A 23324-nucleotide genomic window follows, 5' to 3' on the forward strand; every position below is an offset into this window, starting at 1 on the left:
AAAGGCCATGCGGAATCACTTTGCCTTCGCCGGCACTGGGAAAATCATGGTCCAGCGTATCCACCTGAGTCTGCGTATAGGTGTGGCCTTCGCGGGCAAAATTTCCGAGCAACTCTTTCTTCTTGGTGTCCATGCTGATGACCGGATCACCTGCATTCTGATACGCCGCCTTGAGTTTGGCAATATTTTGAAACTGCGCATCTCGGTCAGGGTGATTGCCCAGCGACTTTTTCTTACGCGCTTTACGCTGTCCTAAGCCGTGCTTTTTCAATAGCTTGCGAACCGTGTGCCGACTCGCTGGCGACCCCATTTCAGCCAGTCGTCGGCTGATCTCGCTCCGCGACAAGTTCGTCCATAACACGCCTTCACGCATCGGATCGCCCGCTGTGAATTCGCCAAGCAGTTTGAGAAAGTTGCTTTCCAGCGACTCACTTTGCCCGTTTATGCCTTTCCGTCCGCCCCTTTTTTTCGGATCCGGTTGGGTGCGGGATCCTCCGCTACATCCAATTCGGACAATCCACGTCGCACCGTTTTGGGATCAATGCCAAACAGACCGGACACATATTCAATGCCACCATGCCCTAACTTGACTGACTCAATCGCCGCATAACTTCGCTTATCTTTTTCTGACAGCCTCGCAAACAACCGTTGCATTTTTAGTTCAATGTCCTTTGGGTATGCTGTCACTCTATAACTTTTTTCAGTGTGAATTTTCCAGTAATTATCACTTAACTGGTTTCGGTATGCCAACTCGATTTCGGGAAGTAATAGTTAGCCATATCCTTACCACATTATTAACAATGAACCTTAAGCACCCAAAACTTGACTAACCTCGGCCTTTTATCGGCAAGATAAGAGCAGTCCCAATAATCTTTAATACTTATAACTTGGCTTTAACGATTTGATAAACTTCTTCTGCGGCCGCATCAGCGCCATTCAAAATCGTTTCCAGCTCCGCTAATTTCGCATCGGCAAAGGCTTTGTCTTTAAGCCCTCCTGCATTAATGTAAACATTTAACGCTGCACTTTTTAGTGCGCCGTAAGCCGCCATGACCGCAACACCTGCATCACTAATCACCCCTATATTACCTTTTTCTGCGGCAATTCTGCTCAATGCAATAGCTTCTGCACAAGCGTTTGCGCATGCCAAAGGAACCACTGTGGCTTCCTTTAGTGCTGATTGAATAGCTTCGCCACGCACTGCCTTTTCTTCATCAGAATCTTTTGGTAAACCATAGGTCGCCATTAATCGATCAAAGACTTCGACGTCGGCTTTGATCATACCTGTCAGCGTTTCACGCAATGCTTCTGACTTTTCCAGTAATGACTGCATTTCAACTTCAACTTCAGCGTACTTAGGTTTACCTATGGTCAAATTGCAAACCATACTGATTAAAGCGGCGGCTTGCGCTCCCATTACCGCTGCCGTGCTACCACCGCCAGGCGTGGGCGCCTTGCTGGCCAATTCATCAATAAAGGCTTGAACTGATTTATCTTTTATTTCATTCATGGTGTAACGTCTCTTCAATGTAGTCAGCTATAGTAAAATTTTGTAAAAAGAGCAAGAACTCTCGAAATAGAAGCTTTGCCTGCATAGCAATAAAAGCCTAACCTCGAAGATATTCACGGTATAAAGAAGCATGCTTATCGCACACAGATTAAGTCAACGACATTATAACGAACCGCAACTGAACGCTTTAACAGAACTCCACTTGAATCCACGCCATCGCGACGGTTTGAATAATCGTAATAGCACAACCCGGTAACAACTCCGAACACCGAGACCCACGCTACATGAGCCAACCGACGAAGCCGCAAAATATTTAATTCTGCGTAACAATACGCAGATAATCCCTATATGTTTGTTTATTATTATAATTGTTTAGAATACGTTATAACACAAAACCGCCAAACTCAAGATGATCAGCCCCCTCCTAGTGCTGAGTCTGTAAGCGGCCTCTACTCATCATACGCCGCTTAACTTATTACCTCCCTGCCGTCCACACAAGGTGCTGGGAGGTTTTTTTTGCCGACCTTATGCACTGGCATAATGAGCAATGCAGCCGAAAAATACCCCTCAATACAAATCAGCTTCAATCATACTTAATATCGAAATAACCAATGTATAACCCACACACTATTACCGGCCAAAATCTCAATGCCGCATTGCCGTTTTTATCCATACCCAGCATATCCAATAGGCAGCATATTGCCGCTCAAGTTACAAAACAAGCCTTTTACAACACCGAGACAGAACCATAAGATCAATAAGCAACTGAAATAAATATTAAATATATTTATGGCTAAATTATTGCATAGATAATGACAGCAATTCACTTTATCAAATATATGACGGGGAACACAATGCTGACATATCAAACCAATCATGCCGAACCGCATTACAAATGCATCCCTGAACCCACAATTATAGGCAACACATATAATAACTACACTATTGCCAATCAGGGCGACATCAGAAAAAAATTAAACCACCTGCTCAGCAAAAATGTCTTGCTATCCATAAAAGTTCCTGGAAAATTCGCAACAAGCACACTTTTAACGACAATTACCTGTATAGAAGGCGATCATATTTTTCTGGGTGGATTCCAAAACGAACGATTTAATAAAGACTTACTCATGCAAAGCACCGTGGCGGTCTCTGCTAATTTTGAGGGCATAGCCGTTAACTTTATATTAAGCGACTTTAATGGGCACGACATCGATGCCACATTCAACCTAAAAGCGCCCCTCCCCCAAAGCATGGAGTGGGTGCAACGAAGAGATGCTCGCCGAGTAAAAGTACCCATCAACATCCCCGTTAAAATTCAGTATAAAAATCAAGCCGAATATTTTAACGTAACCGATATTAGTGTTACCGGTTTATCCTATATCAATCAATTTGAAAATCAGCAGCCTACAATTATTGGCGGCCTGCATACAGACTGTAACATTGTCCTGCCGGATAAAAGCATACTCCTTGCCTGCCTGGAAATAGTCAACAACATAACCATTCCCCTCAAGCACTCCAAGCAAGTAAACCGTGTTGGCTGTGAAATAAAGCAAGCCTCATACCGGCTTGATACGGCATTGCAGCGCCTTATCAATCAAATCGACTTCCATTACCAATAAAGGTTTATCTGTATTGGGCAATGCTTTTCCGCGACATTATGCAGAGCGATTGATCGAGCCGGGTGCAATATATAAGCCTTATGCCGACACAACATGACGCATGAGCAATCAAGAGGGGAGACATGAACTAAAATCAAATATCCTGGCTAAGCATGTCAAAAATCCTAGCGGCGGCACCTTGGTTCTGCTGGACAAAAGCCTTACCCTTTTCAGCTAACGATTGCCTATATGCAGAATCCGCATATAGGGCAACAATCGCATTGATTATCTCGCTTTCACCCTGACATTGTATTGCGGCATCTCGCCGCAACACTCCTTCGGCTATTTCCTTAAAATTCGCCATGTACGGGCCAAACAAAACCGGAGTTCCGACGGCGGCAGCCTCAAGTATATTATGCCCCCCAACGGGCACCATGCTGCCGCCGACAAACGCCACATCGGAGGACGCATAAAGCACCTTTAACTCACCCATAGTATCGGCCAGATAAACATCAGCATACTGATGACAAATTTCGCCGGATGTACGCATCACCACAGCCAACTGATTCTGTTCACACAGTTTTTTTACCTCACCAAAACGTTCAGGGTGTCTTGGCACTATAACCAGCAATAATTCAGGAATGTTCTGCTTTATTTTTTTATAGATTTCAAGGAATATTGCCTCTTCATCTTTGTGGGTACTGGCAATCAGCCAAACAAACCGACCGCCAAACAAATCGGCTTTTAGCTGCAAACCTTGCCCAATAATTTCACTGGAAACCTCAACATCAAATTTTATATTGCCTAGCGTTTTGACTGTTTCGGTTTTCGCACCAATAGTGGCAAACCGGTTGGCATCATCCTGGGTTTGCGCTGCAATCAATTTGACATGAGCCAAAGCCGGGTAAATAAGAGCTGGAATTTTTTGATAGCCACTTGCCGATTTTTCCGATAAGCGGGCATTGATAATGTACAAAGGAATTTCATTTTTACCGCAACAGGCAAAAAGATTAGGCCAAATCTCAGTTTCCATGATGACGGCTATTCTAGGCTTAAAACACCGTATAAACCGACCGACTGCACAGGGTATGTCATACGGCAAATAGACATGTTCCACGCTTTCTTGCATTACCGCTTTAACCCGAGCCGACCCTGTAGGCGTTGTGGTCGTAATTAATAACGTTGCGTCGGGGTACTGCCGCTGTATTTTCTTGGCTAGCGGAAATAAAGCTTCGACTTCTCCCACGGAAACCGCATGAAACCAAATAACATTCCGGGGGAATTCTTTACTATAGAGGGCGAATCGCTCGCTCCATCTGTGTCGATATGCGGGCGCTTTGATGCTTCGCCAGATCAGGCGAAGCAATATGAAAGGGATTAATAGATAAAAAAGGCAGGAGTAAAAAGCTCGCATAGCCAAAAAGTTAAGGTTTCAGGGAGGATTTTACTCACCCCCTTCAACCTCTTACCTTTTTACCTTGTACCTAAATTATTAGGCTTCAGCAGCAATTTTAATAGGCATCTTTACAACGACATCGGTATGGCAATTAATGTCGATCTGATATTCGCCGATTTGACGAATAACACCTTGAGGCAGGCGAATTTCATGCTTTTCAACTGAAACGCCTGCTTCGGTAATAGCGTCAGCAATATTTTGCGTACCTATTGAACCGAACAACTTACCTTCATCGCCAGCCTTATGAGTAATAACAACTTGCAGCTTACCCAATGCATTGGCACGCGCTTGAGCTGCACTCAGCTTTTCAGCTGCCGCTTTCTCAAGTTCTGCGCGACGCGCTTCAAATTCAGCAATTTTAGTAGCTGTTGCAGCAACAGCCTTACCGTACGGAACAAGATAGTTTCTGCCATAACCTGATTTAATGACGACTTTATCGCCCAGGTTACCCAAATTTGCTATCTTTTCAAGAAGAATAACTTCCATCTTTTATTACCTCATTATCGGATTTTATCCGGCTATTTTTTTACGCCATTAAGGCGTTTGTTGATTCGAAATTTTATTTCGTAAGTTCATCCACGCATCACTCAGCCCAACTAAAGCAACAGGCAGCATGGCATGGGGTATCAAAAACAATGTCACATAAAACATCGGCACTATAAATCGCCCCATTTTCATCGCGGCAAATACGGTATGCAATACTGCCGTTCCGATAAATGTGTACAGCACAAACAGCAAAATAGCGATATTCCACGATACCTCAGAAATCACACCGGAACTTAATGATGCAATAACTACCACTACAATACTGCCTATTGCCAACCTTGGGTGCGTATTCAATGACAAAAATTCTTGCCTGAAGCCACCGGGATTATAGAGCAACGCCTGCCACCATCGCCCCAGAAACAGGCCAAACAGCAGACCAAACACTGACGCAGCGGCAACTATTCCAGTCATGTAATGGGAAAGCAAAGTCAATGTATGCTGAATATCTTCAACAGGGGCATTCGGAGGCACCATTTGCGAAAGTATATTCTTCCACATCGTTGCTAACTCGGCATTATAGAGATAAAAACCGACTACCCCCAGAACACCAATCAACACCGCAACTTCAACGGCCAGAGATAAATACCGCCCTTCCCTTAATATGATTGAAATCAACCAGACCGGAACCCACAACACCACCCCATAAAGCAATACAAACTGATAATTACCTAATAGGAAAAACCCCAATACCCCTGCTACTGCAGTTGAACATGCCAAAACGATTAAGCCCTCAATAGCCCCCCGCCTTAAAGTGACGAGAGCAACAGAGGCTGAACTTACTATACTCACCGGGGGCATGATCAGCGACACTAATGCGAGAGTGGAAGCCACTATCATGGCCTGCATCCTCCCCCGCATAATGTACTCAGCTAAAAAGCCCACTGATCGTCCAGTATATTATTTGTGAGCGTCGCAGAAAGGCAACAATGCGATAAAACGAGCGCGTTTAATTGCAACGCCTAACTGCCTTTGATACTTGGCGCTGGTTCCTGTAATGCGACTGGGAACAATTTTACCTGTTTCAGTAATGTAATCGCTCAACAAATCCAGATCCTTATAATCAATCTGTGTTCCACCTTCTGCACTGAATCGGCAGAATTTTTTGCGTCTAATGTTACGTGCCATAATAATTCTCGTAAATCCAAGTGTTAAAAGTTTTATTCAGAAGCGCTGGTATCAGCATCAAAGTCTTCGTCGATATCATCCAGATCAACGTCGTCATCGGCGCCTGCCGCTGCCACCGCTTCTCTGGCCGCCGCATCTTTAGCTCTTGATTCAGCCGCTTTATTTTCTTCAGCTGTTGATGTGGCAATGATAGATGCTTCAGTAATAGCTGCTTTTTGCAATAAAGTCATACTACGCAAAATGGCATCATTAAAACGAAAGCCGCTTTCCAACTCTTCCAAGGTAGCCTGATCGCACTCAACATTCATCAGCACATAATGCGCTTTATGAATTTTATTAATTGGATAAGCCAGATGTCTACGACCCCAGTCTTCCAAACGATGAATTTTACCGGATGCGGTTTCGATGGTTGATTTATAACGTTCAATCATCGCTGGTACCTGAGAACTCTGGTCAGGATGGACTAAAAAGACAATTTCATAATGTCGCATGTTTTTTCCTTTCGGTTAAGCCTTCCACCTCTGTCTTATAAAGATGGTAAAGCAAGGAGGAGCCAGACAGCCCCTAAGAACCGCGCATTATAGATGGTTTTTTAGCTATTGAAAAGTATGACGTTCAGAAACAGCGTCATAGCCAGCATCAATCCAGACAAAACAGTTAACTATTTCGGCACAGTAAGCGCCATATTAAAACTCGACGCGGTTAGCCTACGCGTAAATACTCAACAAGCCCTTGCTGACCACAGCCTGCCCGTTTGCGATTTCCTGCTCCACATCGTCAATTTCATCGACAGCGACAGTCGGCGCGCCCTGCCCCCGACCCTCAGCTGTTTGCGCAAAATTTTGCGATTGCGAACGGCCCTGATCCGACGCAGAACCTTGGGAAATATTCACTTCCGCCAAATTGAGATGCTGGGCGCTCATCATTTCTCGCAACTTGGGAATTGAAGCCTCAAGCGTTTCTCTTACAGCCGCATGCTGCGCTGTAAACACAATAGTTGCCTGATCATCGGAAACATTAACGCGAACCGATATAGGCCCCAGATGAGGTGGATTCATCCTGATTTCTGCTGACGGTATTGCTCTGCTGTTCATCCACACAATCCGCTCCCCCAGATCCTTATTCCATTCCGGATGCGATAGCGGCTTGGTCATTGCAGGAACATCTGATTTATTGTCAACAACAGGCCTATTAAGCTGAGTTATATCTGCTCCAACCCGAGGCAAAGCCTTCTCCCCCTCCACACTTAAAACCTGCGGATCAACCCGCCCGGTCTTTTCAGTTTGCCCTGAATTCTCAACGTAATTTAAATTAAAACCCTGCTTATCCTGAACCGGCTGGCGGAAAACCGTTTCACTTTGTAGCGCATTCTCGGGAGCTTTCGCCGATTGATTCGACTTAGCATCCCCAGCCAATGGACTTGTAAAAGACGGCAAGCCACCCTCTTTAATTGCATCTGCAGGCGTCAAATTATTGGCTGTTTTTGCTTGCTCGGCTTGCATTACCGGAGGAAGGGTAATAGCTACCGCCAACACCCCTTCAGCTTCGCTATTATTTTCAACAACCGCTATTTGAGCATCGCCTTGATCCTGCCTTTTATCAGGTTTATCATCTCGCTGCTCCAAAACCATTTGAACAGGAACATCCATTGCAACATCTTTCACGCGTTGCTCAGGCTCGGCGACCACATCTATCGCGTTTGGCTCGACCGGAACAGCCGCCGCAACGACATTTTTCATGTTTTGCTCAGCCGGAACAGCCGATGCAACCACATTTCCCATGCCTTGCTCAGCCGGAGCAGACATTGCAATCACATCTTTCATGTTTTGCTCAACCGCAGCAGCCTTTTCTCCAGCAGTCGTACCCATGGTAATGTATTTTAATGTGTCAGTTACCGCAGCCAAAGCGGCCTCATGATCAACATCGTCTTTTGTTTTGTATGACGGCGGCAAATCATTGCCTAATAAAGCGGCAAAATCTTGCGTATCAACTTTGGTTGCGGTTGCCGGCAAACCGGTAACAATGACACCTTGTAAACCAGCAACATCCGGTGTCTGTAACGGCAACGAATCGCCCGCTTTTATATTACTCAGCAACTCAACCTGCGCCATTAATGCGCCCGAGAAACCTTCGGAAATAACACCGCCATCAATCGAAGGCGGAGACACACTTTCAACAGTACCACTGCTACTTGGCGCCAAAGATGATAAATTTGCACTTTCGATATTCATACTCAATTCTCCAAGGATCCCACACAGTACTAAGCATTTCCCATGCCACTTGAGTTATTTCGGCCTATCCGGGATGCCCGCTCATCCTGCTCTTGCTGCTCTCGCTTAGCCTCTTGCTTCATTTCTACCACCAAAGCTGAATCGCAAACCTTCTGCAAGCTTTGGGTTTTATGATGCAGCTCTTCCCATATTTTTCTTTTGGCGATTACTTCAGCTTCAATTGAACTCAGTATTTGTTCCTGACCCATTATCGCCTTATCAAGCTTATCAATAAACGATCTAAACTCCAGCAGCTGGGCAACATTGACACCTTTAGCACCCAACTGGTCAAATCTGTCCTGATACTCTTTCCGATAGTTTCTTAAACCTTCAACTTGCGCCTGCATGCTCTGGAGTTGTCTCTGAATGCCGCCCAGCACTTCCAAAGCGTTTTTTTCCTGATTCGCTTTAATTTCTACAATCGTTTTAATACGTTGCGATTTTTTCACTTATGTCCTTTGGTATCCCGAGGAAACTTGAATATTAGCCGGCGACAGCCCTGTTTACGCCCAGTAATGTTGCCAGCTCTTGTAAACTCCGGTTTATATCAACCGGCTCATCCATATCCTGCTGCAAAAAATCTAAAATTGCCGGATTTCTTTCAATAGCCTTGTCGATCCTAGGGTCCGACCCCGGCTGATAAGCGCCGACACTGATTAAATCGCGGTTTTGTTGATAAAGTGAATACAATCGCCTTAACTCCCGCGCCATTTGCAAATGACCGGCATCAATAATATCCGGCATAACCCGACTGATTGACGCCTCTATGTCGATGGCAGGAAAATGTCCCGATTCAGCCAAGCTTCTGGACAATATGACGTGTCCATCTAGCACCCCTCTGGCCGCATCGGCAATAGGATCATTAGTGTCATCGCCCTCGGCCAGAACAGTATAGAACGCGGTTATAGAGCCGCCGCCGTGATCGGCATTACCGGCACGCTCCACCAAATGCGGTAATTTGGCAAAGACCGAAGGCGGATAGCCCTTGGTGGCAGGCGGTTCGTCGATGGACAGGGCAATTTCACGATGCGCCTGTGCAAATCGCGTTAATGAATCCATCAACAACAAAACATCAAGCCCCTGATCACGAAAATACTCGGCAATGCTGGTTGACAATAATGCCGCATGAACCCGCATCAAAGGCGGGCAATCCGCCGGCGAAACCACCACCACCGCTCTTTTAAGCCCCTCTTCACCCAAGGTCTTCAGCACGAACTCATTAACTTCTCGTCCCCGCTCGCCAATCAGCCCGACAACAACAACATCCGCCGTGGTAAATTTGGTCATCATGCCTAGCAGCACACTTTTGCCGACACCGGTGCCGGCAAACAAACCCATGCGCTGTCCACGGCCCACGCTGAGTATCGAATTTATCGCCCTAACACCGACATCAAGCGGCTCTCGTATAGGCCTTCTTGACAGCGGATTGATCGGCACGCCGTTGAGCGAAATTTGTGCATCCGTTTTGAGCGGACCTTTGTCATCAATTGCATTGCCTGCACCATCAAGCACGCGGCCCAGCAAACCGAAACCCACTCTAGCCAAGCTATTTTTGCCCAAGGGAATGACCCGGCAATCCGGTTCAAGCCCATGAACTTCAGCAGTCGGCATCAAAAAAATGCGTGCATCGGAAAATCCCACGACTTCCGCTTCGATCATTCTGCCGCTTTTAGTCTCAATTCGGCAGCGGGAACCGATAGCTGCGCGACAACCCACTGCTTCCAGCGTGAGCCCTACCATACGGGAAAGCTTACCCTCGACAACAAGCTCAGGTACTTCTGCCAATCTTTCGGAATAAGGTTTTAGTTTAGCCAGCCAAATCTGTGACCGATCCGCATCAGGAATCACAAACCTTTATCCTCGGCAACTGCTCCATGCGTTGCTCTACCTACTCCATCCTTGGAGTCGTCTGCAACCGCTCCCTGCGCGACTCTATCCCCCTTAAAGTCGTTCTCCCTCTCACCGCCCAGTAGGGTTGCGATAACAGCAGCCAATCGATGCTCTACAGTCGCGTCAATATGGGAAATCTCGGTATCAACCTTGCAGCCTCCACGGGTAATTAACGGATCCTCAACAATGCCCCAGCTTGGCGACATCTCATCCAGCGCTAGTGTAGAACGCACCAACTCGGCATCTTCAGGCTGTAAACTCAAACTAATCTTTTGCGATGCCAGCGGCAAAACATTGATTGCCTCCCGAACAACGCCAATGATTTGCCCCGGATCCAACTTGATTTCACGACGTATCAGTTGCGTTGCAATACCTATCGCCAGTTTAACCAGCTCTTTTTCCACCTCTTCATCAAGGCGTTTAAACGGCTCACTTAAAGATTCCAGAAGACTGCCCAGGGTTGCCGCCTGGCTTTGCAGCAAGTGTACATTCTCCTCATAGCCTTTTTTTGATCCCTCGTCAAAGCCTTGCTGAAAACCATGCATTTTACCTTGAGCAAATGCTTCGTCATACGCCTGCTTTTGCATGGCTTCAATTTCATCAACCGTTAAAATCGGCGTCAGCTCTTCCTCAAGCTCCACCGTCTCCGATTCCCTGGCATCCGCGCCGGAAACATCCGGCATACTCCATAATCTTAACGATTCCAGTTCCGATGCTGTGAATCGGGGCGTCTTAGATGAGTTCATCACCACCGACTCCCATTTGTATCTCGCCTGCATCCGCTAATTTCTTGGCAATAGCCAATATGTCTTTCTGCGCCAATTCCACTTCGCTTAACTTGGCGGGCGGGGAGGCCTCTAAGTCATCGCGCAGCATTTCTGCCGCCCGTTTGGACATATTGCTGAATATTTTTTCCTTGAGCTCGCTCCCTACACCGCGCAACGCCAGTAGCAACTGTCCGGTTGAAACTTCGCGCAACAAGGTTTGCATACCTCTTTCGTCAATCGTAGTAAGGTCTTCAAAGGTGAACATTTTCTCCTGAATTTCCTGAGCCAGTTCAGATCGGTGTTCGGCAATTCCCGACATCACTAAATCTGCAGCGCCGCCATCCAGGAAATTTAAAATATTTGCCACTGCATCAACACCGCCGATATTTGTCGATTTAACATTATCAGAGCCGGTTAGTTGTTTTTCCATGATTTGATCCAACTCACGCAGAGCGGACGGCTGAATGCCTTTCATCGTTGCAATTCTCATCATCAAATCGGAACGCATACTTTCGGGCAAGAACATCATCACGTCAGCCGCCTGCTCACTATCCATCAAAGACATAATAGTCGCGACAATCTGGGGATGCTCCAAACGAATCATGTCGGCAATCGACCGGGTATCCATCCATTTCAGCTGCTCGATACCCTTAGTGTTACCACCCTGTAAAATTCGATCAAGGATACTGTTTGCTTTGTCCGCGCCCAAAGCGCTGATCAATACGGTGCGGATATACTCATCGGTATCCATCCCCAGGGCCGTCTGCCTTTTTACCGCGACAATAAACTCCTCAACCACTTCATCCATCATCTCGATGGAAATCTCCCCCACGCTTGCCATGGTGATGCCTAAAACCTGCACTTCTCTGGGGGACATGTGCTTTAGAACGAGCGCAGCCCTCTCCATTCCCAGCGCCAGCAACAATACAGCGGCACGATCAATTTGGGTTAGCTGTTTTTCTGCCTTAGCCATCTTTTTTAATCCATGATTTAATAACTTGCGCGACTACTTTCGAATCATCATCAACCAATCGCTTCACATATTCCAAGCGATGTTCATAACTCTGGGGCACATCCAAAAGTAGCAGATCCTGCATTTCCATTTCATTGGGCTTCGCAAAACTTACATTTTGTTGACCTGCCGGTACAGCAACAGGCGCACCTTGATCATTAAAACGAACGGATCCTCCTATCGCGATTGCCTTTTCTTGCGCCTCAGCCAAAGCCAAGGCTTTTTTCTCTTCTATGTCCCGACCGACAAGACTGCGCATAGTCGGTCGCAAGACCCCGAAAAGCAGGAATAATACGGCCAACACAGCGGCAACCTGTTTCATAAGATCAAGAAACCAGCCCTGCTCCCAAACCGGTATTGCAGGCAATGCCTCAATAAGTTCGTCTATTTTGAAAGTCACATTCGTGACGGTAACCTGGTCTCCCCGGCTACTATCAAAACCTACCGCCTGCTTTACCAGATCACTAAAACGATTAATATCTTCCTGAGAATAAGACTGCCCTTTAACTGTGCCATCGCTCTGGGGCACATGCCGATCATCAACAACCACGGCCACAGACAATCGGCGCAATGCCCCTGTAGCCAACCGGGTATGGGTAATGGTTTTATCCAGCTCGTAATTCCGGGTTGCATTTTTTGCAGCTGAACCGGGCGTTGCAGTCGAAGTCGGCGCAGCTGCCGCAGTTGTTGCGGACGAACCCGGCGCAGCAGGTGCTGCTGCCGGGTCCGGAGCCGCACCTGCCGGAGTAGGTTGATTTGATAACGCGCCGGGAACGCCTTGAATGGCAGACTGCGTGCTTTGCTCTTCCGATGTTTGTTCGCTTCTTAAAGCCGGCAAATCAGGATTAAACATTTCCTGGGTTCTATCAGTCTCGGTGAAATCCACATCCGCTGAAATTTGCACGCGCATCCCATCGCTCCCCACCAATGGCGACAAAATATTTTCAATTCGCCCCATCAAATGTTCTTCAATATTTTTCTTATATTCAAATTGCTTGGAGGTCAAATTACCCGCTACCGATGAGTCATTGCTATTTAACAACTGACCTTTTTGATCGACAACCGTCACTTGCTCTGCTTCCAATTGTGGAACACTGGATGCTACTAAATGAATAATCGATTCAACTTGGCCTTTATCCAGCGATCTGCCTTGATATAAATTGACGATGACGGAAGCGCTGGGTTTCTTACGTTCCCGCACAAACACCGACTGAGCGGGGATGGCTAACAATACTCGGGCCGTTTTTACATTCTGGATGGACATAATAGTTCGGGCAATCTCGCCTTCCAAGGCTCGCTGGAAGCGCACCGTTTCGACACCTTTGCTGGCACCGAAACCCTGCTCTTTATCCAGCAACTCATATCCCAGACTATTACTTTTGGGCAATCCTTGCGCGGCTAGTTTAAGCTTTACAGCACTCACCTGATCCATCGGCACCATAATAGCCCCGGAACCGGTTTCGACTTTATACTTGATATTTTCCTTATTGAGAATTTCAAGAATTTCAGATACGTCGCTTTCACCGATTTCGGAATACAAGCGTCCGTAGGAGGGTTCCTGGGACCATAGAACAATAGCAACACCAATAGCGACACTCAAAGCCAGACCCAGCATCAAGCCGATCTGACGCGCTATGGTCAACCCGGCCAAGCCTTTAATAGCAGGATGCGCTTCGACCTTGGTCGAAAAAATATGAGATGCTTCGCCATCAAGATGACCCGTGTTTTTTGCCGTTGGATCATGCTGGCGATTTGCTTCAATTAGACTATTACCGCTCTGTTCGCTCATTTTTTAATTACAGTGTGCCGCACTACATTGGCATATTCATGACATCTTGATAGGCTTCAACTAATTTATTTCTGACCTGTAGCATTGCCTGAAATGAAACACTAGCTTTCTGCGAAGCCACCATAACCTCTGCGAGACTTACATTGGTATCGCCCGATTCAAAAGCCTCCGTCATTTTTCCGGCAGTTTGCTGGGTATCATTAACAGTGCCTATGGTCTGCTTTAGCATTGCAGCAAAATCAGCGCCACCGCCCGTCTCTTGCACTTTACCGCCGCCGGCTTCAAGTGACATTGCCCGCATCTGAGCCAAAACTTGATTTACATTCATCTCACTCATGGGGTTTTCCTCTTACATTCTTAATAATATAGAGTTTAGAGCATTTTTAATGCCACATGTTAGCATGAAATAATAACACCCGAATCTTTCATCCTCGCCATCTTATATCGGAGTGTTCTGGGACTGATGCCCAACTTTTCAGCAGTTATCTTGCGGCTGCCATTCTCCATCTGCAAGGTCTGCAAAATAATGCTTTCTTCGGCAGAGCGAACCCCTTCGCCCAACCCGCCAACATCCTGCCTTTCATCTTTAATATCAATCCGGTACGAGTCTCGCACGCCTTCTACAGTCTCGACCGAAGAACTTTTATCAATCATGTTCATCATCGATCCCGCATCCTCAAACACCAAATCATCAACCGTAATCTTGTCGCCAGTCCGCAAAATAAGAGCGCGTTGCACCACATTATCCAGCTCCCGGACATTGCCCGGCCAGCTGTAAGCGGACATTTTTTCAACGGCCTCATTATCAAATTCAGGCAATTTTTTGCCTTCCAGCCGATGGCGCTGCATCAATTCCTGTGCCAGCGGCAAAATGTCGCCAGGTCTATTGCGTAACGGTGGAATATTGATAGGGAATACATTGAGACGATAATACAAATCCTCACGAAACCGCCCTTGCTCCATCTGTTCTTTTAACTTCTGATTGGTGGCCGCCAAAATTCTGACATTCAGTTTGATTTTTTTATGACTGCCCAAACGCTCGACTTCCTTTTCCTGCAATACCCGCAATAATTTCGCCTGTAAACCTAAATCCATTTCAGCTATTTCGTCCAGCAATAAAGTTCCGCCCTGCGCTTGTTCGAATTTTCCGGGCATGGCCTGAACCGCTCCGGTGTAGGCGCCTTTCTCATAACCGAACAACATTGCTTCCAACATGTTTTCAGGAATAGCGGCGCAATTCACTGCGACAAATGGACCATGCTGGTACGTTGAATTCTGATGAATATAGCGGGCAATAACCTCTTTACCGGTTCCGCTTTCGCCCTGCAACAACACGGTAACATCGGTTTTGGCGACTTTGGCCGTCAACGCATAGAGTTTTTTCATACTTTCGTCTTGCACGACTCGCTCATTATCCGCGGTATTAGCCGCCGACGGATTGGCTACCACATAATCCGCCACCTTGCTCACCAGCGCCTGTGCGTCAAATGGCTTGATAAGATAATCGGAAGCCCCGGCCTGCATGGCCTCGACTGCCTTGGGAATGGTTCCGAAAGCCGTCATCAGCAGCACCGGTGTTTCCGAATACTTATGCTGCATATTTTTCAACAATTGAAAGCCGTCCATAACCGGCATCTGCACATCGCTAACGACCAGTTTAAAGTGGCCAAGCTCCAGCTTGATTAATGCTTCAGTACCGTTACGCGCCGAAATCACACGATAACCACTTATCTCCAGAGTGTCGCAAAGCGCTTCGCATAATGACAGGTCATCCTCAACAACCAACACATCATACTGTTTCATGTTTCATCTCCATTTGATGGTGATTTTTACCGGAAAAACCGCCAGGTAACAAACTATATGCCTGATTTATACAGGGAAGGACTAATGTAAAAACAGTACCCTGCCCCAAAACCGACTCAACAGACACATGACCGCCATGCGCTTTCACTACACTGTCGACGACTGCCAAACCCAAGCCGGTACCGTAACTTTTGGTGGTAAAAAACGGCTCAAAAACCCGCTGACACAGCTCTTTGGCAATACCCGGACCGTCATCTTTAACCACAACGCGTAGATTGCAAGCATCAAGCTGCGTCACCGAAATTTGTACACATCCAACCTGTCCCAGAGCATCGACCGCATTATTCAATAAATTAAGCAGCGCACCGCGCAAGGCATTTTCATTACCCAGCATTGCGTCATTTTGTACGTCATTAATAATCTGTAAATCAATCCTGCCGCTGCCGGTATATTCTTTTACCGCTTCCCTGAGGTGGCTTAATAATTCGGCCAATGAAAAAGTCTCCATCGCCAGGCGACCGTCTTTGGCAAAAATCAACATATCGTTAACCTGTCTTTCCAAATATTGCAGACGTTCAAGAATTTTTTGTGAAAACCGCTGCCGCTTTTCTTCATCCAGCGCCGGGTTACTCATTTGCGAGGCATAAAGTATTGCCGTCGCCAGCGGCGTCCTGACCTGATGCGCCATGCTCGCCACCATTTCCCCCATTGCCGATAACTGCTTTTGCTGATTCAACATATCTTGCAGATTGCGCATTTCACTGACATCCGATAGCAGAATAATTTGCCCGGTGTCTGCGGAATCGCTACAGACAAGATCCCTGCTGACGGTCATATTCACCCGCTTACCATTACTCAATTGGCGCTCATGAGGGTTGCCAAAGACGGGAATCAGGCTGCGGGCGACAACGTCGAGCCAATCCAGACCAACCAGCGGTTCACCTAAAAAATCCGTCGCTACCGCATTGCAATCCACAACTTTCCCATCCACATCCAGCACAATGACCCCGGCGGGAAGCGCTGCCAGTATTTTTTCCAGGCGACTGGCAAGCTTTTCTTTTTCCTCAAGGGTCTTGAGTCGCTCACTATGGGCAAAGGCAAGTTCACCGTGCAGCTTGGCAACCTGCTCTTCCAGTCCTTGATAAGAAACAGATAAATTCTGGGATAGCTCATTAAAAATACGGAACGCATCGGTGAGCTGTTCGGTTTTCTGCTTTTTCTGAGTGTTATGGGTATTCATGTCTGATCGCTCTGGTTTGCTACAACTTAAACTTGCTTTAACAAAATAAAGCAAAAATCAGACCAAACATTAATCAATATACTTTCAACACCTTAGAGTTAGCTGACAAAAAAATGACGCCTTGTCTTTAACGCTGTAAATCATATTTGCGTAATTTTTCAACCAATGTTGTGCGCCGCATATTCAACCGCTTGGCCGCATGCGCCACCACCCCGCTGCATTCGTTTAATGCCTGACGTATCAAATCGACTTCTAAAACATTCAAATATTCTTTCAAATCTATGCCCTGCTCCGGCAATTGAGCTAAAGAACTCAATGTCCCCTCAAAAGCACCGACGACTTCAATTTGCTCGGACTGCTCCTCATCTTCTATATCAACCGCTTCGATATCATCAATAATTTCTTCAGAAATTTTATAGTGCTGAAATTTTTCCGGCAAATCAGCCGCATCGACCAGTCCTTTGGGGTTAATAATAGCCAGTCTTTCAATCAAATTTGCCAATTCTCTGACGTTCCCCGGCCATTCATGCTGCATCAGTACAGCCAATGCCGCATTAGTCAGTCGTACCGACCCCCGATTGGAAGCCTCCATGCGAGCGATAAGATCATTCACTAACAGCGGGAGATCTTCAGCCCTGTCCTTTAAGGCCGGTATTTCAATAGGAAAAACATTCAAGCGATAAAACAGATCCTCCCGAAACCGATTTTCTTTAATCTCGTTTTCAAGATACCGGTGCGTTGCGGCAATAACCCGCACATCGCAATGTATGGTTTTGTTGCTGCCTACGCGTTCAAAGGTACGTTCCTGCAATACACGCAATAACTTAACCTGCATAGCCAAGGGCATGTCGCCAATTTCATCCAGAAACAGCGTTCCGCCTTCCGCCATTTCAAAGCGGCCTTGCCTAGCGCTTAAAGCACCGGTAAACGCGCCTTTCTCGTGACCAAACAGTTCGCTTTCCAGCAATTCGCCCGGAATCGCGCCGCAATTTATCGGCACAAACGGCTTGTCTTTTCGGAATGAGGCATCATGCAAAGCGCGAGCAACCACTTCTTTTCCTGTTCCCGACTCGCCCAGAATTAAAACCGTCGCATCCGATTCTGCAACCTGATCAATCAGCTTACGAATACCGATAATAGCCTGACTCTTGCCTTTTAGTCGATCAGCTGAAGATGAACGACGATCGGACGCTTCACGCACCGTAAAAGTCGTTTGCGGACCGGATACAAACAGCTTATCGAGTATCGGTTTCAAAACGGGGTGCGTAGCCGGCCATTCCAGCACTTGAAACACACTATTAGTAATTGCGGTCGAAACCTGGAGCGCCGTTCCCTTGTTAATCAATAAAATGACAGGGATTTTATTTGCCCGTTCCACAATATTACTGACCACAGTGGCCTGCTTATCAATGCCATCACCGACAAAAATTCCACACAACTGATCCGTTTCGTTAAAACAAGATGCATAATCCGCTGAACCAGCCGTTTCTGTCTTGTACTCCATAAACTGAAAAACCGTCTCCAGTTGCTGGACTCTTATTTGATTGTCGTCAATTAACAAAATACGCGGCAACGCCATATTTTTACACTCATCACTCACATTGAGGCCATTTGGATTTAGCCTTACACTTTCCGCAACAATAACTGCGGCTCATCACTCAGCATGGCCTTAAAAATAATTATTTTTAATTATTTAGCTATTTGGCAAAGTTAAGCATCGAATTATCACTATGTCAAAATTCTTTTTATTTCATACTGTTCTAAGGCCTTTTTAATGTGATTTGCACAAATAAATCAACCCGCAATCCCTATCCAGGCTTGACAAAAATTTCTCATCATAGACACTAGGGTTGTTTCCACAACCCTAGAGTACACCTTCTTTGAACGATATACCCATTAGCATGCTGTTTGGCATACTTGCCGCCATGCTTATTCTTTCCGCTTTTTTCTCCGGCTCGGAAACGGCCTTGATGACACTAAACCGTTATCGTTTAAGGCATCTGGTTAAACTGAATCATTCCGGCGCCATCAAAGCACATCACTTACTGCAAAGGCCGGAGCGCTTGCTTGGCTTGATTTTACTGTGTAATAACTTTGTTAATAATTTCGCATCCTCGATAGCAACCGTCATCGCCATTAAACTCTACGCCGATGAAGAATCCAGCGTCGCTATCGCCGCCGGAATTTTGACTATCGTAATGCTTATTTGCTCGGAAGTAACCCCCAAGACACTGGCCGCAATCAAACCGGAGCCGCTTGCCTTCCCGGCCGCCTGGATTTACACCCTCTTACTGAAAATCTTGTATCCCATCGTTTGGTTCGTCAATTTATTTGTTAATCTGTTACTCCGCATAGTCGGTGTCGATATCAAAAAAAACCGCCATAACGCACTCAATAAAGACGAATTAAAAAGCATTATTAGCGACGCCGAAAGCTTGATGCCTACACGCTACCAAAAAATGCTGATGGGCATACTGGATCTCGAATCAGCGACTGTTGAAGATATCATGACTCCACGTAATGAAATTATCGGCGTAGACCTCGAGTTGCCGGTTGAAGACATCATTACCCGAATAAAAACCAGTCCGCATACCCGATTACCCGTCTACAAAACCAGCATCGACAGAATTATTGGTTTTATACATTTACGGAAAATACTCGCACTGCTTAACCAGGAAGATTTTGACAAGCAAACCATCATAAACCTCCTGGACAAGCCATCGTTCATACCGGAGAGCACCCCGGTGCATAACCAAATGCATCGCTTTAAACATGAAAAAATCCGCATAGGCCTGGTCGTCGATGAATATGGCGACGTGCAGGGCTTGGTTACACTGGACGATTTACTACAGGAAATCGTAGGTGAACTGATCACCGACGATGTCGCCGTAAGAACGCAAAGCGACGGCAGCTACCTGGTTGACGCCAATATTACCATCAGGGAATTAAACCGCGTTACTCAATGGTCGTTTCCTACGGAGGGCCCAAAGACACTCAACGGGCTTATCATCGAGTTTATGGAAACCATACCCGAAACCGGAACCAGTATCAGATTGCATGAATACCTTTTGGAGATCATAAAACGGGATGAAAATAGCGTTAAACTGGTCAAATTCCTGCCGAGGAAATAAGCCTTTATCCCAGTTACAGTCAATTTCTTGAACAACTAAAATAATACCGTCTATAATCAAGGTTCGTTTAAAGATGCGCTACCAATCCAATGGCAAAACTCACTGTTTTTTTTAAAGATAAAGCTATCCATTCGGGCCTGTTTGAACACGGTATTGTGCATATCGGACGCGATGAAACCAATGATTTAACCATTGACAGCCTGGCAGTCGCCCCGGCTCACGCCGTCATCATTATTCGTGCAGATGACTGCACTATCAAGCAACTCAATGATGAATTTCCGTTAATCGTCAACGGCAAAAAAACCAAAACTTGCAATCTCAATAACAACGACACCATATCAATGGGAAAGCATGACATCATTTTCAATACCGCAGAATTTATAGAATCTCCCGCCTTCAATAGCCTCATTGACGAAGACGTAAAATCGCTTAATCAGGAAATTGACAGTGAATTACGCATTCCTGCCGCTAATTTGCAAATTATGAACGGCAGCAATATTGGCAAGATTCTGCAATTAAAAAAAGCCATGACGCGGCTGGGTCATGACGGAAACGGCATTATCGTAATATCGAAGAGAAGAGAGGGTTATTTCGTTTCCGTATTGGAAAATAGCGGCACGATAACGGTAAACAATGAACCCTTAAACGATAAGTCATTAAAATTAAACACGAATGATGTGCTGGTTATTGACAACACATCCCTGCAATTCTTTTTGAATTAAATCCATGCATCCAACAGAAAACAACGATAACCGCCATTTTCACCGCATTCTCTACACGGCAGAAGCTATTTTAAGCTGTGAAGAAAAGACATGGCACTGCGAAATCGTTGACCTATCCTTAAAAGGCTGTTTATTACGTTTTGAACTTCCCTGGGAAGAAGATCCGGAAAAACTCTACACCCTCGCATTACGATTGTCCGAACAGGTCCAAATAAAAATGGAACTCACTGCAACGCATGTTGTAGGCAATAAGGTCGGCTTTAAATGTGAGCATATCGATATAGACAGCATTTCCGAATTACGTCGATTGGTTGAACTCAACCTTGGCAGCAGCGCCTTACTGGAACGGGATTTGTTGGCATTAATCGAATAACGTAGATGAGTCACGCACTTAAAAAGCAGCTACATTATCTTAAAGATTTTCCATATAAAACAATGCACTAATTGATTATTTTGAGTCAATCAAAGCCCAGCCGGCGCTGGAATAAGGTTTCCCGCCAAATCCTTGCATCAGCGGGAATACCTTATCCCTATCATTAAAATATTGCATACCCTGTTGTAACAAACACTCCCAACCTTTCTGCATGCGCTGATTGAGTCAGCATCGGCTTGGCGCGTCTTTGTCAATCACACCATTCGGGAGGACGCTATGGAATTCTGCGTTTATCATAGCGGCCGAATCCGGACCTCGCACCCTGCTCTTCCGTTAGACGAAAGGCCTGAACCGGAATTATAGCCAGACAGACTCTCTGTATAGTCCCGTGCAATCATATCCTATTCATAACTGTCCGTTATTTCGAGTAAACAGAAAAACCGCGGTCAAGCCTTGTACGCCATTAGTTACCCAGTTTTAGACTGGCTTTTCCGCATTTAAAGATGAAAGAAGTAAATTCTAAAAACCAATTGTTTCCATAAAAGAAACTATTAATTAATAACTACTGATATTGTCAACCAATATGTACGTATGTATAGTATACCCAACGTTGATTACTTCTTACCCACAAAATAGCATAGGAGCTTTAAAATGACTGATTTTCAAAGAGATATTTTAATAGGGCTGATGTTTGTCGTTGGTATTTTAGGCTTTCTTTCCGGCGAATTCATTGTTTCAACAATCACGTTTGCAACGGCCGCAATATTCAGCAATATAGTTTTGAGCCGCAGATTGCTCGGCTAAAGTTTTTTTCCACCTCTTGGTATCCTACCTCAAACAGCATCTCTCCTGTTTGACTTCTCACTCCCGGCGCTAAACCGCACCGGGAGTTTTTTTTGCCTGATTTTTTTACACCTGCTCAGCAAATTAGCCCGCCAACACCGCCTTCACGATAACGAATTTCGAGTTGGCTGCGATGACCGAATGCGCACCAAAAAAACGATCAAGGTAGCTGTGATAATCCAGATGCCGATTGCCGATCACCCACAACTCGCCGCCTTTACGCAATACTCTGCGCGACTGCTTGAATAAACTGACGGCAATTTGGTCGCCTACCGTATTTTGCTGGTGAAACGGCGGATTGCAAAGAATCAGGTCGGCCGACTCTGACTCAACCCCCATTAATCCGTCGCCGACCCGAAAACTCGCCTCACGTTGCTCTCCAAAAGCACGCTGAAAGTTATCCTTGGCCGATGCTACCGCCATAAAAGACTCATCGACAAAATGCACGGTCGCCGCAGGACAACGTTCGGCGGCGATTAATCCGACCAGACCGTTACCGCATCCCAAGTCGATAATGTCGCAGGCATCCTGCCGAGCCGGAAGATACTGGAGAAAAAAGCGCGTACCAATGTCGAGACTGTCGCGCGAAAATACATTGGCGTGGTTGCTGATCAGGTATTCGGTATTTTCAAGCCGGTAACAAACCGGATAAGGACTGGGCGGCACAGCCAGTGCGGCATCGGGCGATGCAAAAATCAGCCGCGCCTTTTTTTTTGCCAGCGAGGTCGTCGTCGGCCCGACCAACCGTTCCAGCAACTTCCAAACCGAGGACGGCAGGGTTTTGATCATGCCCGCAACAATAACCTGGGTTGAAGCGGTTAAATGCGGATGCAAGTGTATCAATTGGTCTTCCAACAAGGCCAGGGTCTTGGGCACCTTAATCAGCACCCAATCAAATACACCCTCCGGCATTTCAAGACTGTTCAGTAAACTGACGCTGTGTTCAGGCAAGCCGTTTGCGGCAAGATTGAGCCGCGTGGCCTGCTGCGACAAAAAGGAATCCGATATGGCATAAGGCCGGAAAGCGCTCAACGCCACAGCCAAAGCGCCGAAACTGTCATTCACTATCAAAACCCGCGCAGCACCTGTGGTGAGCCTAGTCGAACTATCCGGTAGCTTTAGCTGCTCTGCAAGCGTATCGAGCAGATATTCATCCGCCGCGTCCCAGGCGCGCAACAATTCTCGCGGTCGTTTTGGCAGCCGGTTTAATTCAAATTCGCCTTGAGCAACGCTTAAACGAACAGACATG

The 23324-nt window shown here is 46.3% G+C and carries 25 protein-coding genes; 6 read left to right on the forward strand and 19 right to left on the reverse strand.

Going from position 1 to position 23324, the window contains the following annotated elements:
• The 3 genes from METTU_RS16030 to fchA all read right to left on the reverse strand — a co-directional run.
• Positions 1-373, reverse strand: a 373-nt coding sequence (locus METTU_RS16030) for an ISAzo13-like element transposase-related protein (RefSeq protein ID WP_436969952.1), incomplete at its 3' end; no start/stop codon positions are given.
• A gap of 68 nt (positions 374-441) precedes the next feature.
• Positions 442-654: a hypothetical protein gene (locus tag METTU_RS24090; RefSeq protein ID WP_040579624.1), complete on the reverse strand. Its 213-nt coding sequence runs from the start codon at positions 652-654 to the stop codon at positions 442-444.
• Positions 655-880: 226 nt separating this feature from the next.
• On the reverse strand, positions 881-1510 hold the full coding sequence (gene fchA / locus METTU_RS16040) for a methenyltetrahydrofolate cyclohydrolase (RefSeq protein WP_006892831.1): 630 nt from the start codon (positions 1508-1510) through the stop codon (positions 881-883).
• 611 nt (positions 1511-2121) lie between these two features.
• Here fchA and METTU_RS23735 point away from each other — a divergent pair.
• Both METTU_RS23735 and METTU_RS16045 read left to right on the forward strand, forming a co-directional pair.
• Positions 2122-2262, forward strand: coding sequence for a hypothetical protein (locus METTU_RS23735; protein WP_169624955.1), 141 nt, complete (start codon positions 2122-2124; stop codon positions 2260-2262).
• A 102-nt stretch (positions 2263-2364) separates the two neighbouring features.
• Positions 2365-3129: a flagellar regulator YcgR PilZN domain-containing protein gene (locus tag METTU_RS16045; RefSeq protein WP_006892832.1), complete on the forward strand. Its 765-nt coding sequence runs from the start codon at positions 2365-2367 to the stop codon at positions 3127-3129.
• Positions 3130-3262: 133 nt separating this feature from the next.
• Here the strand turns inward: METTU_RS16045 and waaA are convergent, their stop codons facing one another.
• The 15 genes from waaA to METTU_RS16120 all read right to left on the reverse strand — a co-directional run bounded on the left by waaA (position 3263) and on the right by METTU_RS16120 (position 18585).
• On the reverse strand, positions 3263-4522 hold the full coding sequence (waaA, locus tag METTU_RS16050; protein ID WP_006892834.1) for a lipid IV(A) 3-deoxy-D-manno-octulosonic acid transferase: 1260 nt from the start codon (positions 4520-4522) through the stop codon (positions 3263-3265).
• 78 nt (positions 4523-4600) lie between these two features.
• A complete protein-coding gene (gene rplI / locus METTU_RS16055; RefSeq protein ID WP_006892835.1) occupies positions 4601-5050 on the reverse strand; it encodes a 50S ribosomal protein L9 in 450 nt (149 codons plus the stop codon).
• A 48-nt stretch (positions 5051-5098) separates the two neighbouring features.
• The gene (locus tag METTU_RS16060) at positions 5099-5947 is read right to left on the reverse strand and encodes a hypothetical protein (protein ID WP_006892836.1); all 849 of its coding nucleotides are present in this window, start codon (positions 5945-5947) and stop codon (positions 5099-5101) included.
• A gap of 60 nt (positions 5948-6007) precedes the next feature.
• Complete coding sequence (rpsR, locus tag METTU_RS16065; RefSeq protein WP_006892837.1) at positions 6008-6235, reverse strand: 30S ribosomal protein S18; 228 nt, start codon at positions 6233-6235, stop codon at positions 6008-6010.
• A 32-nt stretch (positions 6236-6267) separates the two neighbouring features.
• Positions 6268-6726 (reverse strand): 30S ribosomal protein S6, encoded by a 459-nt coding sequence (gene rpsF / locus METTU_RS16070; protein ID WP_006892838.1) that lies wholly within the window; start codon positions 6724-6726, stop codon positions 6268-6270.
• Between the two features lie 216 nt (positions 6727-6942).
• Entirely contained in the window at positions 6943-8466 is a 1524-nt protein-coding gene (locus METTU_RS21895) for a flagellar hook-length control protein FliK (protein WP_006892839.1), read from the reverse strand.
• Between the two features lie 29 nt (positions 8467-8495).
• Complete coding sequence (gene fliJ, locus METTU_RS16080) at positions 8496-8954, reverse strand: flagellar export protein FliJ (protein WP_006892840.1); 459 nt, start codon at positions 8952-8954, stop codon at positions 8496-8498.
• A 34-nt stretch (positions 8955-8988) separates the two neighbouring features.
• Complete coding sequence (fliI, locus tag METTU_RS16085) at positions 8989-10353, reverse strand: flagellar protein export ATPase FliI (protein WP_006892842.1); 1365 nt, start codon at positions 10351-10353, stop codon at positions 8989-8991.
• A complete protein-coding gene (locus METTU_RS16090) occupies positions 10350-11141 on the reverse strand; it encodes a flagellar assembly protein FliH (protein WP_006892844.1) in 792 nt (263 codons plus the stop codon). The genes fliI and METTU_RS16090 overlap by 4 nt, the downstream gene beginning before the upstream one ends.
• Positions 11128-12135: a flagellar motor switch protein FliG gene (fliG, locus tag METTU_RS16095; protein WP_006892845.1), complete on the reverse strand. Its 1008-nt coding sequence runs from the start codon at positions 12133-12135 to the stop codon at positions 11128-11130. Before fliG ends, METTU_RS16090 begins: the two co-directional genes overlap by 14 nt.
• A complete protein-coding gene (fliF, locus tag METTU_RS16100; RefSeq protein ID WP_006892846.1) occupies positions 12128-13963 on the reverse strand; it encodes a flagellar basal-body MS-ring/collar protein FliF in 1836 nt (611 codons plus the stop codon). Before fliF ends, fliG begins: the two co-directional genes overlap by 8 nt.
• 22 nt (positions 13964-13985) lie before the next feature.
• Complete coding sequence (gene fliE, locus METTU_RS16105) at positions 13986-14300, reverse strand: flagellar hook-basal body complex protein FliE (protein ID WP_006892849.1); 315 nt, start codon at positions 14298-14300, stop codon at positions 13986-13988.
• A 59-nt stretch (positions 14301-14359) separates the two neighbouring features.
• Entirely contained in the window at positions 14360-15766 is a 1407-nt protein-coding gene (locus METTU_RS16110) for a sigma-54-dependent transcriptional regulator (protein WP_006892850.1), read from the reverse strand.
• A complete protein-coding gene (locus METTU_RS16115) occupies positions 15753-17006 on the reverse strand; it encodes a sensor histidine kinase (RefSeq protein WP_006892851.1) in 1254 nt (417 codons plus the stop codon). Before METTU_RS16115 ends, METTU_RS16110 begins: the two co-directional genes overlap by 14 nt.
• Before the next feature lie 127 nt (positions 17007-17133).
• Positions 17134-18585 (reverse strand): sigma-54 dependent transcriptional regulator, encoded by a 1452-nt coding sequence (locus METTU_RS16120; protein WP_006892852.1) that lies wholly within the window; start codon positions 18583-18585, stop codon positions 17134-17136.
• Between the two features lie 301 nt (positions 18586-18886).
• Between METTU_RS16120 and METTU_RS16125 the strand changes: the two genes are divergently transcribed.
• From METTU_RS16125 to METTU_RS23740, 4 genes are all read left to right on the forward strand, one after another.
• On the forward strand, positions 18887-20137 hold the full coding sequence (locus tag METTU_RS16125) for an HlyC/CorC family transporter (protein WP_006892853.1): 1251 nt from the start codon (positions 18887-18889) through the stop codon (positions 20135-20137).
• Positions 20138-20226: 89 nt separating this feature from the next.
• Complete coding sequence (locus METTU_RS16130; RefSeq protein WP_006892854.1) at positions 20227-20859, forward strand: FHA domain-containing protein; 633 nt, start codon at positions 20227-20229, stop codon at positions 20857-20859.
• Between the two features lie 4 nt (positions 20860-20863).
• Positions 20864-21232: a PilZ domain-containing protein gene (locus METTU_RS16135; protein ID WP_006892855.1), complete on the forward strand. Its 369-nt coding sequence runs from the start codon at positions 20864-20866 to the stop codon at positions 21230-21232.
• Positions 21233-21883: 651 nt separating this feature from the next.
• The gene (locus METTU_RS23740; RefSeq protein ID WP_006892856.1) at positions 21884-22036 is read left to right on the forward strand and encodes a hypothetical protein; all 153 of its coding nucleotides are present in this window, start codon (positions 21884-21886) and stop codon (positions 22034-22036) included.
• A gap of 123 nt (positions 22037-22159) precedes the next feature.
• Here the strand turns inward: METTU_RS23740 and METTU_RS16140 are convergent, their stop codons facing one another.
• Positions 22160-23323, reverse strand: a complete 1164-nt coding sequence (locus METTU_RS16140; RefSeq protein ID WP_006892857.1) for a methyltransferase — start codon at positions 23321-23323, stop codon at positions 22160-22162.
• Position 23324: the final 1 nt, after the last annotated feature.

This window comes from Methylobacter tundripaludum SV96 (assembly GCF_000190755.2).
Taxonomy (GTDB): Bacteria; Pseudomonadota; Gammaproteobacteria; order Methylococcales; family Methylomonadaceae; genus Methylobacter_A; species Methylobacter_A tundripaludum.

Bases quoted from the DNA above. Each gene is read 5' to 3' on its own strand.
- METTU_RS24090 (WP_040579624.1), bottom strand. From the start codon at position 654: ATGCAACGGTTGTTTGCGAGGCTGTCAGAAAAAGATAAGCGAAGTTAT.
- fchA (WP_006892831.1), bottom strand. From the start codon at position 1,510: ATGAATGAAATAAAAGATAAATCAGTTCAAGCCTTTATTGATGAATTG.
- METTU_RS23735 (WP_169624955.1), top strand. From the start codon at position 2,122: ATGTATAACCCACACACTATTACCGGCCAAAATCTCAATGCCGCATTG.
- METTU_RS16045 (WP_006892832.1), top strand. From the start codon at position 2,365: ATGCTGACATATCAAACCAATCATGCCGAACCGCATTACAAATGCATC.
- waaA (WP_006892834.1), bottom strand. From the start codon at position 4,522: ATGCGAGCTTTTTACTCCTGCCTTTTTTATCTATTAATCCCTTTCATA.
- rplI (WP_006892835.1), bottom strand. From the start codon at position 5,050: ATGGAAGTTATTCTTCTTGAAAAGATAGCAAATTTGGGTAACCTGGGC.
- METTU_RS16060 (WP_006892836.1), bottom strand. From the start codon at position 5,947: ATGATAGTGGCTTCCACTCTCGCATTAGTGTCGCTGATCATGCCCCCG.
- rpsR (WP_006892837.1), bottom strand. From the start codon at position 6,235: ATGGCACGTAACATTAGACGCAAAAAATTCTGCCGATTCAGTGCAGAA.
- rpsF (WP_006892838.1), bottom strand. From the start codon at position 6,726: ATGCGACATTATGAAATTGTCTTTTTAGTCCATCCTGACCAGAGTTCT.
- METTU_RS21895 (WP_006892839.1), bottom strand. From the start codon at position 8,466: ATGAATATCGAAAGTGCAAATTTATCATCTTTGGCGCCAAGTAGCAGT.
- METTU_RS16090 (WP_006892844.1), bottom strand. From the start codon at position 11,141: ATGAACTCATCTAAGACGCCCCGATTCACAGCATCGGAACTGGAATCG.
- fliG (WP_006892845.1), bottom strand. From the start codon at position 12,135: ATGGCTAAGGCAGAAAAACAGCTAACCCAAATTGATCGTGCCGCTGTA.
- fliF (WP_006892846.1), bottom strand. From the start codon at position 13,963: ATGAGCGAACAGAGCGGTAATAGTCTAATTGAAGCAAATCGCCAGCAT.
- fliE (WP_006892849.1), bottom strand. From the start codon at position 14,300: ATGAGTGAGATGAATGTAAATCAAGTTTTGGCTCAGATGCGGGCAATG.
- METTU_RS16110 (WP_006892850.1), bottom strand. From the start codon at position 15,766: ATGAAACAGTATGATGTGTTGGTTGTTGAGGATGACCTGTCATTATGC.
- METTU_RS16115 (WP_006892851.1), bottom strand. From the start codon at position 17,006: ATGAATACCCATAACACTCAGAAAAAGCAGAAAACCGAACAGCTCACC.
- METTU_RS16120 (WP_006892852.1), bottom strand. From the start codon at position 18,585: ATGGCGTTGCCGCGTATTTTGTTAATTGACGACAATCAAATAAGAGTC.
- METTU_RS16130 (WP_006892854.1), top strand. From the start codon at position 20,227: ATGGCAAAACTCACTGTTTTTTTTAAAGATAAAGCTATCCATTCGGGC.
- METTU_RS16135 (WP_006892855.1), top strand. From the start codon at position 20,864: ATGCATCCAACAGAAAACAACGATAACCGCCATTTTCACCGCATTCTC.
- METTU_RS23740 (WP_006892856.1), top strand. From the start codon at position 21,884: ATGACTGATTTTCAAAGAGATATTTTAATAGGGCTGATGTTTGTCGTT.
- METTU_RS16140 (WP_006892857.1), bottom strand. From the start codon at position 23,323: ATGTCTGTTCGTTTAAGCGTTGCTCAAGGCGAATTTGAATTAAACCGG.